General features: G+C 46.2%; 13 protein-coding genes. 5 read left to right on the forward strand and 8 right to left on the reverse strand.

From position 1 onward, the window contains the following. Positions 1–56: 56 nt before the first annotated feature. On the forward strand, positions 57–2,345 hold the full coding sequence (locus PPG34_RS02380; protein ID WP_313831536.1) for a [protein-PII] uridylyltransferase family protein: 2,289 nt from the start codon (positions 57–59) through the stop codon (positions 2,343–2,345). A gap of 112 nt (positions 2,346–2,457) precedes the next feature. Here PPG34_RS02380 and glnA read toward each other — a convergent pair whose 3' ends face one another. The 5 genes from glnA to PPG34_RS02405 all read right to left on the reverse strand — a co-directional run bounded on the left by glnA (position 2,458) and on the right by PPG34_RS02405 (position 8,385). Next, positions 2,458–3,867 carry a type I glutamate--ammonia ligase gene (glnA, locus tag PPG34_RS02385; RefSeq protein WP_313831537.1) on the reverse strand — a complete coding sequence of 470 codons (1,410 nt, stop codon included), beginning with the start codon at positions 3,865–3,867 and terminating at the stop codon, positions 2,458–2,460. Between the two features lie 99 nt (positions 3,868–3,966). Continuing rightward, positions 3,967–5,223 (reverse strand): ammonium transporter, encoded by a 1,257-nt coding sequence (locus PPG34_RS02390; protein ID WP_420888078.1) that lies wholly within the window; start codon positions 5,221–5,223, stop codon positions 3,967–3,969. Positions 5,224–5,335: 112 nt separating this feature from the next. After that, a complete protein-coding gene (locus PPG34_RS02395; protein WP_313831539.1) occupies positions 5,336–5,674 on the reverse strand; it encodes a P-II family nitrogen regulator in 339 nt (112 codons plus the stop codon). Positions 5,675–5,766: 92 nt separating this feature from the next. Then, the gene (locus PPG34_RS02400) at positions 5,767–7,080 is read right to left on the reverse strand and encodes an ammonium transporter (RefSeq protein WP_313831540.1); all 1,314 of its coding nucleotides are present in this window, start codon (positions 7,078–7,080) and stop codon (positions 5,767–5,769) included. An 18-nt stretch (positions 7,081–7,098) separates the two neighbouring features. Beyond that, the gene (locus PPG34_RS02405) at positions 7,099–8,385 is read right to left on the reverse strand and encodes an outer membrane beta-barrel protein (RefSeq protein WP_313831541.1); all 1,287 of its coding nucleotides are present in this window, start codon (positions 8,383–8,385) and stop codon (positions 7,099–7,101) included. 577 nt (positions 8,386–8,962) lie between these two features. Here PPG34_RS02405 and PPG34_RS02410 point away from each other — a divergent pair. Beyond that, positions 8,963–9,799 (forward strand): right-handed parallel beta-helix repeat-containing protein, encoded by an 837-nt coding sequence (locus PPG34_RS02410; protein ID WP_313831542.1) that lies wholly within the window; start codon positions 8,963–8,965, stop codon positions 9,797–9,799. Positions 9,800–9,842: 43 nt separating this feature from the next. Here the strand turns inward: PPG34_RS02410 and PPG34_RS02415 are convergent, their stop codons facing one another. From PPG34_RS02415 to PPG34_RS02425, 3 genes are read right to left on the reverse strand one after another with little or no spacing between them, the layout of a single operon-like run. Then, positions 9,843–10,220 carry a DUF423 domain-containing protein gene (locus PPG34_RS02415; protein WP_313831543.1) on the reverse strand — a complete coding sequence of 126 codons (378 nt, stop codon included), beginning with the start codon at positions 10,218–10,220 and terminating at the stop codon, positions 9,843–9,845. Positions 10,221–10,238: 18 nt separating this feature from the next. After that, on the reverse strand, positions 10,239–10,460 hold the full coding sequence (locus PPG34_RS02420; RefSeq protein ID WP_313831544.1) for a DUF2061 domain-containing protein: 222 nt from the start codon (positions 10,458–10,460) through the stop codon (positions 10,239–10,241). A gap of 35 nt (positions 10,461–10,495) precedes the next feature. Continuing rightward, positions 10,496–10,975, reverse strand: a complete 480-nt coding sequence (locus tag PPG34_RS02425) for an RrF2 family transcriptional regulator (protein ID WP_313831545.1) — start codon at positions 10,973–10,975, stop codon at positions 10,496–10,498. 558 nt (positions 10,976–11,533) lie between these two features. Between PPG34_RS02425 and PPG34_RS02430 the strand changes: the two genes are divergently transcribed. The 3 genes from PPG34_RS02430 (at position 11,534) to PPG34_RS02440 (ending at position 13,122) form a co-directional block, all read left to right on the forward strand. Next, the gene (locus PPG34_RS02430; RefSeq protein ID WP_313831546.1) at positions 11,534–11,710 is read left to right on the forward strand and encodes a hypothetical protein; all 177 of its coding nucleotides are present in this window, start codon (positions 11,534–11,536) and stop codon (positions 11,708–11,710) included. A gap of 183 nt (positions 11,711–11,893) precedes the next feature. Further along, positions 11,894–12,280: a DDE-type integrase/transposase/recombinase gene (locus PPG34_RS02435; protein WP_313834261.1), complete on the forward strand. Its 387-nt coding sequence runs from the start codon at positions 11,894–11,896 to the stop codon at positions 12,278–12,280. A gap of 452 nt (positions 12,281–12,732) precedes the next feature. Next, the gene (locus tag PPG34_RS02440) at positions 12,733–13,122 is read left to right on the forward strand and encodes a hypothetical protein (protein ID WP_313831547.1); all 390 of its coding nucleotides are present in this window, start codon (positions 12,733–12,735) and stop codon (positions 13,120–13,122) included. Positions 13,123–13,938: the final 816 nt, after the last annotated feature.

The raw sequence follows: 13,938 nt of genomic DNA on the forward strand, positions 1-13,938 counted from the left end.
ATTATAGAAGGGCAGACCAGACCTTACAATGCCTAGACTTTTCGGTATACTGAGGAATGATGAACACTTCTCCCGACCTGACAACGTTACAGGCACTTTTGCCAGCTGTTGACACACGCCAGATCCAAGATTTTCTGGATCGGATGGATCCGGATTATTTTTCTCAGTTTCCTCTTGAAACCGTGAGCTCCCATTTGGGCCTAGCAAATACCCTCAGCCTAAAACATCCCTGCGCTCTTCAAATCCTACCTGATAAACACAAAGCAAGATTTCAGTTAACACTGGCGGCATATGATTATTTTGGAGAATTTGCGACGATTTGTGGCTTATTGTCAGCCTACGGATTAGATATTCGAGAAGCCTATATTTTTACTTATCTGGACGAAACCCCACCACCCTCCTCTCAACCCAGATCATTGAAGGTCATCAAATGGTCAGCCAGACGCAAGTCTTTCCATTCCGGGTCCTCCCGCAAAAAAGTCGTGGATGTCTTTTATGTCCAAGTACTTCCCGGGTACACCTTTTCAACCGAGGAACAACAAACGTTCTCAGAAGAACTTTTAGCAATGATTCGTTTGTTAGAGGGGCACCAAACACAAGAAGTACGACAAATGGTCAATCGAAAATTAGTTGAAGCCCTTGGTAAAAGGAAAACTCCCCTAGCCAATGTCGTTCATCCTGTGGAAATTCAGTTCAATAACACGTTGTCTCCGCGAGATACTGTTATGGACATTGGAGGCACTGACTCTCCGGCCTTTCTCTATGCCTTTGCCAACGCTTTGACGATGCGGGGTCTGTATTTATCGAAAGCTACCATCGAGGTAGATGGAACACGAGTTCGAAACCGCTTTTACGTGAGAGGTCGCCAAAATCAAAAAATCGTTACCGCGGAGGAGCAACAAGAATTAACTATCGCAGCCACCTTTATCAAAGAGTTTACGCTGTATTTAACTTGGGCTCCAGACCCAAGTAAGGCCCTCGCACATTTCGATCAATTTCTGGATCAGCTCCTAGATACCCATCCGACGAAGAAACAATTTACTTGGTTGAATAAAAAAACCTCTCTGGCCCAACTTGCGCAATTATTCGGCACCAGTGATTTTCTGTGGGAAGATTTTCTCAGACGGCAACATAGCAACCTTCTCCCCATCATGGAAGACTTCCACAAACACACGGGACCGCCGTCGAAGGCTAAATTGAGCAAAACCCTGCGCAAAAGACTTGGCAAAACCAAACGTCCAGAAGCAAGAAAGTCCATTCTTAATGAGTTCAAAGACGAAGAGTTGTTCCGCATTGATATGGACCACATTCTCAACAGTACGCCGCTACCAAAATTTTCCAGTAGTTTGACCGTCCTCGCCGAAGTTATTTTGGATCAAGCGCTTATTGAGGCACAAACCGTTGTGAATCAATCAGGGACGCCACCAAAAACAAAAAAAGGGCAACCCCTTCCCTTGGCGATTTGTGGATTGGGAAAACTCGGCGGTCAAGAATTAGGCTACGCCTCGGATATCGAAGTTGTGTTCATTTATGATGTGCCTTCTAAAACCACTCCAAAGAACTTGCCCAACATTGGTGAATATTACGAACGGCTCATTCAGGAGTTTCTTCATTGGATTGAGGCCAAACAGGAAGGGATTTTTCAAATTGACACCAGACTTCGCCCCCATGGAGAGAAAGGTTTGTTGGCAAATTCCTTGGAGGAAATTCAACGGTACTACGCAGAAGATGGAAGCGCGGCGCCTTTTGAACGCCAGGCCTGGATCAAACTCCGCCATGTTGCGGGCAACGCCGCTCTTGGTCGAAAGGTGGAGGCCCATCGAGATGTCTTTGTCTACAGCTCAGTTTCTTGGCCCCTCGACACTGCCCTACATTTACGTCATCGCCAAATTCGTGAACTGGTACCTCCAGGGGCCATTCATGTGAAATATAGTCCCGGAGGCTTAATTGACATTGAATATACCGCGCAATATTTGCAGTTAATGTATGGCCACACGGAACTCACCTTACGCACCACCCATACCCTCGATGCCTTGCAGGCTTTACAAAAATCGCAACATCTGTCATCCCAGGACGAACAATTTTTGAAAGACGATTATGTCTTTATGCGAAGAGTCATTGATGGGCTTCGCATTGTGCGTGGAAACGCCAAGGATTTAGTGCTACCCGAATCGAATTCCGAGGATATGATATATCTCGCGCGTCGACTCGGATATATCACGGAAGTGTGGAAGGAGGGTGCGAGAACTTTCGAGGAGGATTTAAAAGAACGGATGACACGAGCCCACCAAATATTCACGAAACTATTCAGCACCAAAACATCGAATCCAACAAGCTCACCCTAGCTCTTCCGTGTCCACTTCACTCATAAAAAACACGCCCCTCTCTTAATTTTTCAAGAGAGGGGCGTGTTCATTCTCACCTCTCACAGAATAAGAGGTAATGTCACAACCTTGACTAAATATCGTAGTACATGAAAAATTCGTGTGGATGAGGACGAACTCTCAGAGCATCCACCTCATTCTCCCGTTTATAATTGATCCAGGCCTCAACAAGATCTTCCGTAAATACTCCCCCTTTGAGGAGGAATTGGTGATCGTTGGCCAAATTATCTAAGGCATCCTCTAAACTGGCCGGAAGCGTGGGAATATTGGCCGCTTCTTCTGGTTCCAGATCGTACAAATTTTTATCCATGGCTTGGCCTGGATCAATTTTATTTTGGATGCCATCAAGTCCAGCCATTAACATGGCACTAAATGCTAAATAAAAATTCGCCGTGGGATCAGGGAACCGAACTTCAATCCGTTTGGCTTTGGGATTGGGGGAATACATGGGAATTCGAATTCCCGCGGACCGATTTCGACTGGAATAGGCCAACAAGACGGGAGCCTCAAATCCTGGCGTCAATCTTTTATAAGAATTGGTTGTGGGATTCGTAAAGGCCGCTAATGCCGGCCCATGCTTTAAAATGCCTCCAATATAGTATAGGCACATCTTTGACACCCCGGCATATTCTTTTCCTGCGAACAACGGCGTTTTATCCTTCCAAATACTTTGATGCGTATGCATTCCCGTACCATTATCTTTGAACAGAGGCTTTGGCATAAACGTCGCCGTCTTATTGTGACGCTTGGCTACATTTTTCACGATGTATTTATACCACATCATTTTGTCAGCCATGCTCAGCATGGTGTCGAAACGCAGATCAATTTCCGCCTGTCCGCCTGTCGCAACTTCATGGTGATGCTTTTCAACATGAATCCCGGCCTTTTCCATTTCTCGGACCATTTCCGAACGAATATCTTGTTGGGCATCGGTGGGCGAGACAGGAAAATAGCCTTCCTTGTGTCTTGGGCGTGCGCCGAGATTGTGCCCTTCCAACCCGGAATTCCAAATGCCTTCTTCGGAGTCGAGAAAATAATATCCAGAATGGCTATTTTGATCATAGCTCGCATGATCGAAAATGAAGAACTCCGCTTCCGGTCCCCAAAACGAGACATCCCCGATTTTGGTGCTCTTTAAATACTGTTCTGCGCGTAGAGTCACACCCCTTGGATCACGCTCATAAATTTCTCGGGAAACAGGATCTTGCACATCACAAATCATACTCAAAGTAGGAATTTCCATAAATGGATCCATTTTGGCAGTGGATGGATCAGGAACCACCAACATGTCACTATTTTGAATCATCTTCCATCCACGGATCGAAGACCCGTCAAACCCTGAGCCATCTTTGAATAAATCCATGGTCAGTTCTGAGGTGGGAATTGAAAAATGCTGCCAAGCACCCATCAAGTCCACAAATTTCAAATCAACCATTTCTACTTTGTTTTTTTTGGCAAAATCCAACACTTCACGCGCGGTCATTCTCAACCTCCTTCAAATAATGTTGTATAAATCTCTTAAAAATCTAAAGCGGTCATGTGTTTCTCATCATCTTAAAACAACCAATGATTGAGTGCTGGATTACGAATAAGCCCGTTCATTATGTTGGCTCAGGTCTAACCCGACATTCTCGTCATCCGCAGTTACTCGAAGACCAATGGTCACATCCACAATTTTCAAAATAATATAAGTCCCCACCACAGAAAAGATCATTGTCACAATCGCCAATCCAGCTTGGATGCCAAATTGGCCAGCATTGCCGAAGAATAATCCTTGGGCTCCAATCGATGCAAACAGCCCAGTTGCGAGAATTCCCGTAAACCCGCCGACGCCATGAATCCCTACAACATCAAGAGAATCATCGTACCCGAGCCGGGTTTTCCAAATCACCGCAACATAACAGACCACCCCTGCCACGAGCCCCACGAATAATGCAGAAAGTGGTCCAAGAAATCCAGCACCCGGAGTAATGGTGGCTAAACCAGAAATCATTCCGCTGGCTACCCCCAAAATAGTGGGTTTTCCCTGATTAATCCATTCCGCAATCATCCAGCTGAGCCCGCCGGCACAGGCCGCAATATGCGTGGCCACAAACGCCGAAGCGGCGACCCCATTGGCGCCTAACGCACTTCCTGCGTTAAATCCAAACCACCCAAACCATAAGAGCCCCGTTCCCAGCACGGTCATGGGAAGATTATGTGGAGGCATGGCTTCCGTACCAAGCCCTTTTCGTTGGCCAACGAGAATAGCACAGATTAACGCGCCGAATCCTGAGCTGATGTGCACAACCGCCCCCCCGGCAAAATCAAGAAATCCCATTTGCGCCATCCACCCTCCACCCCACACCCAATGGGCCAGTGGTGAATAAATAAAGGTGGACCACAGGACGGCGAAGGCCAATAAAGCCGTAAACTTCATACGTTCAGCAAAACTCCCGGTAATGAGCGCGACTGTAATCGCCGCAAACATGAGCTGAAACACCATAAACACCAGATGAGGAATGCCCGTCCCGGGAAAGGCCTCCACTCCAACGCCCATCAGTCCCAGATGGTCCAATCCTCCTATCACACCACCGACATCTGGACCAAAAGCCAGGGTATATCCCCACAGCACCCAGACGATGCTAATCACGCATAAAATGATCGCCGTATGCATGATGGTGCCCAAGACATTTTTGCTTCGGACGAGGCCTCCATAAAACAACGCCAAACCAGGGAGGGTCATACAAAGCACCAGGGCGGAAGAAACCAAGATCCATGCGGTATCTCCAGTATCAATGGCTGAGGTCCCTTCCTGGGCCCACACAGTCGAAATACTCAGGCTTCCTAATGCCACCATTAAGAGTAGCCAGATTGTGCACTGTTTGGCTCGTTTCACAAGATCACCTCGGTTTAAGGTTTATCAGTCAATATTTGTACGATCGTTGATGCGGCATCCCTAGAGAGGAAAATCAAACAGCCCCTTCTCCAGATTCCCCTGTTCGAATACGAATCACTGTATTCACGTCGGAAACGAATATTTTCCCATCGCCAATGCTCCCCGTTTTCGCAGCACGGGCAATCGTTTCAATCACTTTTTGTTCGAGGTTATCTGGGATCGCCAACTCCAATTTAATTTTTGGCACGAAATCGATTTGATACTCCGTACCCCGGTAAGTTTCTTTATGCCCTTTTTGACGACCAAATCCTTTCACCTCGGTGACGGTCATTCCTTGAACACCTAGCTCAATCAATGCATCTTTGACTTCATCAAGCTTGAACGGTTTAATGATGGCTTGAATCAATTTCATTTCTCGCCCCTCTCTCTTAGTAGATAGGACGGATCAAGGCCCAACGAATTTTTCTGTCATATCGTTGAACCCTGATCCGCAAATTCCCAATTTTATGCATACGCGCGTTCGCTGTGTTCACTCAAATCGAGACCGAGCGCTTCTTCCTCTTTGGTGACTCGTAGCCCAATAGTCATGTCCAAGACCTTCAAGATGATAAAGGTTCCAATGAAGGAAAAAATCCACGTCGCACCCACCCCTACCAATTGAATGACCACCTGTCCCGGATTTCCGAAAAACAATCCGGTGCCTCCACCAACGCTGGCAAAGAGCCCCGTAGCAATGGCACCCCAAGTTCCACCAATACCATGTATCCCAAGCACATCCAATGCATCGTCATATCCCAACTTACTCTTCCACATCACTGCGGCATAACAAAAAACGCCACCGCCTAATCCCACCCAAATAGCGGAAATGGGTCCCACGAAGCCAGCTGCGGGGGTGATCGCGACCAACCCGGCCACCGCACCACTGGCCGCACCAAGAACCGTAGGTTTCCCACGGTAGACTCTTTCGATGGCAATCCACCCAAGCGCACCAGCGGCCGTAGCCACATGTGTGGCCACAAATGCACTGGCAGCCACACCATTGGCAGCTAAGGCACTACCGGCATTGAATCCGAACCATCCTACCCAGAGGAGAGCCGCACCCACGATAGTAAACGGAAGATTATGCGGGGAAAGATTTTCCGATCCATAGCCATGCCGCTTTCCAAGCACCAACGCTGCGGCTAAGGCGGCTACCCCTGAGCTAATATGCACGACAGTGCCACCAGCAAAATCAAGTTCTCCCAGCCCTGCCAGCCAACCGCCACCCCAGACCCAATGGGCCAACGGTGCATAAATGAAGGTGGCCCAGAGAACTGCAAACAGAGCAAAGGCACTAAATTTCATGCGTTCGGCAATCGCTCCACTAATCAAGGCGACCGTAATTCCGGCAAACATCAATTGAAACACCATAAAGGCAAGTTCTGGGATGGCGGTACCGGAGAAGGCTTCGGTTCCTACTCCACTCAGGCCAAAGAATTCGAAGCTTCCCATGACTCCGCCGACATCAGACCCAAAGGCAATTGTGTAGCCCCAAAACACCCAGACTATGCTGACGATACAGACCGAAATAAAACTATGCATCATGGTGCTGAGAACATTCTTATTGCGCACCATTCCCCCATAAAATAAAGCTAACCCCGGGATGGTCATTAAAAGCACCAACGCTGAGGATGTAAGAACCCACCCGGTATCGCCAGCGCTGATTGCTTGGGCCTCTTCCACTTCTTGTGCGAAGGTGGAAGTTGGTACAAGTACTAGTAAAAATACGGAAATTATTATACTTAATATCCTATTAAACTCGTTTTTCGTATAGTTCATGTCCCCTCCTAAGCTTCCTTAAAAGAGGAAGATAGTTTCAAAGGCCAAGGTTTCTTGATGATTGACAGCACTTGCACCGGACTGAAACGTATTTTTGTCGGACTTATCATAACGAAATTCTAACCGGGTAATTAATGGCGGAACAGGTTTAAACTGAAGGGTAACTGTCGATTCCCAAAGCGTTTGGGCAACTCCTGCCCCTGCTACAGCAACACAGGTATTCGACTTTCCCACGGCAGAGGCCCCTGGGCCTGTTGGTGCAGTAACCAAACACGTCCGAGAACCTCCGGCATCCTCAAAAATTTCTCCCCTGATGTGCACTCCCCACTGATCCGTGAATTCATGAAGGGCATAGGCTGCCACTCCATTCCATCGTGCAGTCCCTCCACCTGGACCTACCGCTTCCTGGTTGGCATAGTAACCTTCCAAAGCAAAAGACGTTTGATCAGTGGCCTGGAAGGTTGCTATTCCGCCTGCAAGAATTAAATCGCCTTTCGGCCCAACCGTCGCAGGGGCCACCCCTGGAAGTTCTGGTCCCCAAAATAAGAAACCCGTCAAACCGACTTTGTCATTTGGATTTATAAAAAGGGCCGTCTCAACGGATTTTCCTCTATTGAAGTCCCCAGGACCCTGAGTAAAAGAATCAATACCTCCAATCGCAAAGGCCACATATTCATTAAATGCATATGAAGCCCGAATTCCTGTCGTCGTGAAAGGCTCACCAAAACTAAACATGAAAGAGCGAGAAAAATTAGGATTTAAAGGGCTTTCAATGACTTCATACCCGATCAGCGTATTTTGTCGGCCAAACTTTAAGTCCACCCCTTTTCCCAAAGGCGCAATGTATTGGACATACACCTCCTGGAAATCAAACTCATCACCAAAATCATCCCCTCCTGTGAATTGGGAGTCTTCACCAAAATTTAACTTTACGTGAAACCCTGCACGGTCAGTCATACTCCCATCGTGTTTTCCTTCTCGTTCCAACACTAATTGCGCAAGATTTACTCGAAAAGACTGAGCATCAGTATCAAACGCGCGCAATTGATTGACCTGATTTCCAGGATTATTAAAATTATGCGTGTACGACACATCCACAAAACCATAAAAAGAAATATCCAATTTGTTAGCTAGAGAATGTTTTTCCACATCCTCGCGCTGAACTTTTTCCAATTGTTTCAAGACATCCGAAGGGTCACCCTGGGCTAAGACCTTGGAAATTCCTCCAGGTAAAAACAGCGCACAACACAAAATAAGGTTAAGGGTCATTATCATCCGAGAACAAAAAACTTTTAAATTCTTCATTTTTTCTCCTTTACTTTTTAAGCAGATGGAGCGAAAGCGGACGATTTCTCAGCATGCCGACATTGGCCAGGTATGTCATCGTGGGTTTATCCGTTAGGCGATACAAGAAATACATAATCGTGAATATTTGGGTTCGGGTTGAAAGCTAGCTATGAACAACAGACCATCCTTGATGATTTTTGTCACGCATTAAACCTAAATGGACCAATTCAAGCAAAAAAAAAGCCCCCAACCTAGTTATGACAGGCTGAGGACTACATTGTCCTAGTATTATATTTTCCACCCCCACTGAAACCTCGCTGTCCCAATGGTGGGAGTATTTATAATCGGCAACTAGGCAGAAAGTCAAGAAAAATTTTTATTTTTTGAAAAGCACGACAAAATAAAACTTAACATTAATACTTTCCACATTTGAATGGGGCCACACCTCGCCCTATTTACAGGCTCTTCAATATGGTACAAATACCTTTCCCTAGATCTTTCGAATGCCAATCTTAGTTATAAGATTACTTGATGAAGTATCGCTCATCACCTTGCAACCTAGTTTTCTTTTCTAGTTGAAAATCATGCTAAAACTATGAGTTCCATTCCCCCGTCAAATCCTGATGAAATAGATCCTTCCGCAAGTGTTTCGGAAATTCCCAAAAATCCATTGGGTGGGCAAACACTTATTGTGGATCAATCGGATTCGAACTCGTATCCTCGCCCAAGTGCGGCCATCAAAGATGCTGGACCACAAGACCTCATTTATATTCGTGCGGGCCAATATGAAGATCGTCTATTCATTGCTGAAAAGCCTATTCATATCGTTGGTGCAGGGCGCGACCAGGTAGAAATTTTTAGCCGGCGAAGTGGACCGCTCTATCTCCAAAAAGTTCCCAGCGGTCATATATCCGGGATCACATTTCGATATGTGGGCAGTGATCAGCATTCTGCCATCAATATTCTTGATTCCACTTGCACAATTTCTCAATGTCGCGCCATGGAAGGAATTTTGTCCGGCATTGTCATTTATGGACCAGAGTGCCGGCCGACTCTCAGTGACAATGAGGTGTGCAGCAATCGGGAATCAGGCATTTTCACCTTTGCGGGAGCTCGCCCCTACCTTACGATGAATGACTGTTTTCATAACCATCACTTTGGCCTTGCAGTTCGAGATGATGGAAGCAGTCCTGATCTGACCAAAAATCTCTGTCATCACAATATGCTGAGCGGTATCTTATTATTTCACGGAGCCAAAGCCTTGGTATTGGAAAATACCTGTGAGCACAATTTTCATTGGGGAGTGGTGATGACCCCGGATAGCCACACCTCTCCGGAGCAGGAACAACTCCTTCAGGCGAACACCCTCACCAATAACCCACGGGGTGCTCTTATTATTACGCATGAGCCCCTCAGTGAAATTGGCAGGTAAATGGATGAAGAAAAAAGAAGAAAGAGAATGTGGAATCCGAATGTTAAGTTCGACGAAAAAACCCAAAAGCTAAACACCCCCAGCCTATAAGAAAACACAGGCCACCGAGGGGTGTCAGTGCGCCAAGCCATCGCATATCAGCAATGGCCAAACAATATAGGCTTCCCGAAAAAATGAGAATGCCAACAAAAAAAGCCCAAGCAGCTTTTTGAAATACTTTGGATTCAAATTGCGTCAAGGCCCATCCAGAAAATAACAGGGCCAGCGCATGAAACATGTGATACCGAACCCCTGTTTCAAAGACCTCCATCATTCGTTCCGAGAGGCGTGGCTTAAGCATATGTGCACCGAAAGCACCGATGGCCACGGCAATTCCCGCCAATACTGCTCCCAACCCTAAAATCTGTCGTCCATTCATCATGAAGTCCCTTGATTTTGACTAAGGAGAACTGACGGTAGGAATAATTCTGCCCCATTGAATATGTTGCCAGATTCGCTCATGGCCCCAATACAAACCAATTTTGGCCAACGCATCAACGGACCCCACAATAGCCGCGGCCGCTAATTCTCCCGAATAGATAAATACGACGATGGTGGTCACTAGGGTAGCAATAACTCTCCAACTGATGCCCTTTACTACACTCCGAAGATGCGTTTCCATGACAAGCTCCTAATTTTCAAATAAACCAAAGCCATTTAGGCACTGACCGGCAATGGTCTCTTTGGCTTCTTAGATCGTGTCGTCTTAGCTGTAAGTTGCTGAGCGAAATCCTTCAACGTGTAATGATCAAGCACACCAGCAATGGCATTTCGTACCTCTTGCATGGGGGTTTTTATCGGACATTGCAGAGCATCTGCATACGGACAATCCTCACATGTTTGATACGCCGTCTGGCTCACACACGGAATGGGTGCCAGCGGTCCATCTAAAGCACGAATGATTGTGCCAAGGGAAATTTGTTCAGGTTTTTTAATGAGCCTGAACCCGCCATCCACTCCTGGGCGGCTTCCCAAAATCCCGGCATGTTTCAACTGAAGCAGAATCGCCTCTAGGAATCCCAAGGGGATATTTTGTCGCTCCGCGATATCTGAACGACGCACCGGCCGTTGGCCATAGGCTTCCGTCAATTCCAACAATGCCCGCAAGGCATATTCGCTTTTTTTAGATAAACGCATGATTCATTATAAAGTTAACTAAATTGATAAACAATTAGAAATTAATTTTGCAACTATTGAGGTACGATATCCAAACATTCATTGAAATTAAGGAAAAAGCTGGGGATGAATTAAGATATTTTTCAGGTCAGTCTGTTTTTACCAAATCTATGACTGTGGGCCTTCAACCATTTTAGGGTTCCCAGTCCAAGTTGTAGGAAGATTGGTGGACGCCGATGGAGAAACTTCGAACTAGTTGTTTCAAATATTGGAGGAGTGGAACCTGACCCTACAAGACGTTTCGATCAACTTGCCCTCCGCTTTTTAACTCTTACGCCTTACGAATTGGGAATCAGACAACACGTAAAGTCGCGATTATAACAGAATGGGTATTCAGTAATATTTTTCCTTCACTCTTGTTTCGCTTATTCTATTTTTGCTTTGGCAAATATCAAAAAATTAAAGTTTTTTGCCCTCCCTTTGCCTTAGAGGTATACCTTAAAGAAGTATATCGCTCTCCGTTTTGATCTAAGGATCTGGTACTGAGTATTCTGTGGCTGCAGCAATCAGGAGGTAGCCATGAAACAACAGCAGTGGAATTCCGAAACCAAGCCGATGATGGTCCTAGAAGGGCTGAAAGGGCGACCGGTCGCTGAATTGGGCAATGCCCATCAGATTAGTCAGGCCCAGTATTATCAAGGGTGCGACCAATTTCTAGCGAATGCCGATCGTGCCTTTGAGAGACTCAGCCCGTGATTAGCGGACGAACCACTTGCAGCGGGAAAATACCCATCTGAAAGGCGTAATTGGGGATTTGGCAGTGGAATTAAAAAAACGACGAGGGCTGAGGATGAGGCGGGAACCGTACGCCAAAGTGGGTGAACGAAACCACAAGCTTGTGGCACACATCCGTTACATCAAAGCGGACCATCCCTTTTGATGCTATCGTCGCGTCTGGGCCTATCTGCGGTATGTGGAGCAACAGCCGATCACAGCGAAACGCGTCTATCGGCTGCTGAAATTGCATGCCCTCCTGGTGCCCCGTCTAACCTACGGCTCAAAGCCAGCTGGGTAGCGCATCGCCGGAAACCGAAGCCCACGGCGCCCAATCAGTGGTGGGGCGTCGATATGACCAAAGTGTTAATCGATGGCTTTGGATGGGTCTATGTGGTCCTCGTCTTAGATTGGTACACTAAGAAGGTCGTGGGCGACTATACCGGGCTTCAAGCCAAGACCTGGCATTGGTTGGTAGCGTTAAACACGGCCGTCCATCAGCAATTTCCAGACGGGGCGAAGAACCACGCATTATCCTTAGATAGCGGATAATGGGTGTCAGCCCACGGCTGTGGCCTTGATGCAGGCCTGCAGGGCCTGCAGGTATCATGCAAGCGTTCACCAGCTACAACAATTCGAAAGGCAATGCGGACCCTGAAGAACTGGTCTGGATTTGGGAGTGGAAGGGGCCGGTGGGATTCATCGAAACCCTGGAAAAGTTGATCAAGAAGTACAACAGGTAATATTTCCATTCGGTGTTGCGCTACCAAACGCCGATGGCATTTGAATAACAACACGAGGCACGCCACATAACTCTGTTACAAACCGCTTTATAAATGAGGGGCATTACAGGAGAGAGATGAAAATCGGCAAGAAAAATCAAAAAACACTTATGAATATTGGAGATTTTTTTAAAGGGCCCCATCTAAGGAAGTTTTTTAGGTCAAAACCAGCTATAATACAGGATTGTTATGAAATAAATTTCTGCTCAAAGGAGGAAAACTATGTATTGGATTAAGGTTCTTGTGACAAGTGTTGTTCTAATAAGTCTCGTAGGGTTGGGGCAAGCAAAGATATTTCCCACAGACCATCCCCCTCACATCTCCAATGAATTGGCTGCAGAGGAGCATTGGGAAACTTCTGAACTTTATGAAGAGGAGCTCGTACGATTGGAAGTAAAGGTGGGTCATCTGGAAAAACGGATTGAGCGGTTCACTAAGAAACCGTATCTCGATATCAAAGGATTCAAGAGAGAAAGCGCGAAATTATTAATTGAAGCATACAATTCGGAAATTGCTGACCTCCGTATGCATATTACTTGGCATAATACTCAGGCTAAACGGCTTAGCGAAATGTCCTCATCTGATGAAAAGAAAGCATTAAGAGATAGCTAATATCATCAAGAAAATCCTTTGCCTGTAAGAAATGATGTTCCTCGGGCAAGGTGGTAGCATTTTGTAAGAGGCGCAGGCACATTTCTCCAAGCGATCCAAGCTATGCCAGTATAATGATGCCGCGATCGGACGTGTATTATCCTGTGAGGAAACTATTTTGACATGAGAGGTCGCTCGTTGTTTCATCATAAATGGGAATTTTCAAATTTTTGTTTTTAAGAAAACAAAAAAATAAAAACCACACTATTTCAACGTTTTACAGAAGGCATTTCTCACCCTATTTGTGCTTTTATGAACAAGGTAAAAAAGTACAAATTGAAAAAAGGCTCGGGAAAGGTAAAACAGTCGGACATTTAATGTCCAAAAACAGAATAGGGTGTTCAGTCACATTGAAACGGCATCTTAGCAGTGTAGATAAGATGCTTCCCCCAATTCCAGCAATTCGATGTGGCAACCCCAGATTTTCTTGGCATGACCGGCACATAGCTCATGGGAACGAATTCCAGCCAAGCATTTTTCACCCGTATTAATGAGGAAACTCCACGCTACTCAAGAAAGAAGACGCTCCAAGAGTTCGCGAAATTTGGGCATGATACCCTATTACGGAACCTGCAGGATTCGAACCGCCACAGCTTCGTTCCCTATCATGCCTTGAAGCAATTTTCATGGTTTAGAGTCTAATTAGGCTAACCTAGGAAAAAACAGATTTTCGCTTGAAATATCAATGGCTTACAGGTGGTGGTGGAGGGCAAGCATTCCACCCGTCGTTGACACTCCTCCACATTGAAATTCAAGGAGTTGCACTAGCACCTAGAA

Source organism: Candidatus Nitronereus thalassa, from assembly GCF_032191465.1.
Taxonomy (GTDB): domain Bacteria; phylum Nitrospirota; class Nitrospiria; order Nitrospirales; family UBA8639; genus Nitronereus; species Nitronereus thalassa.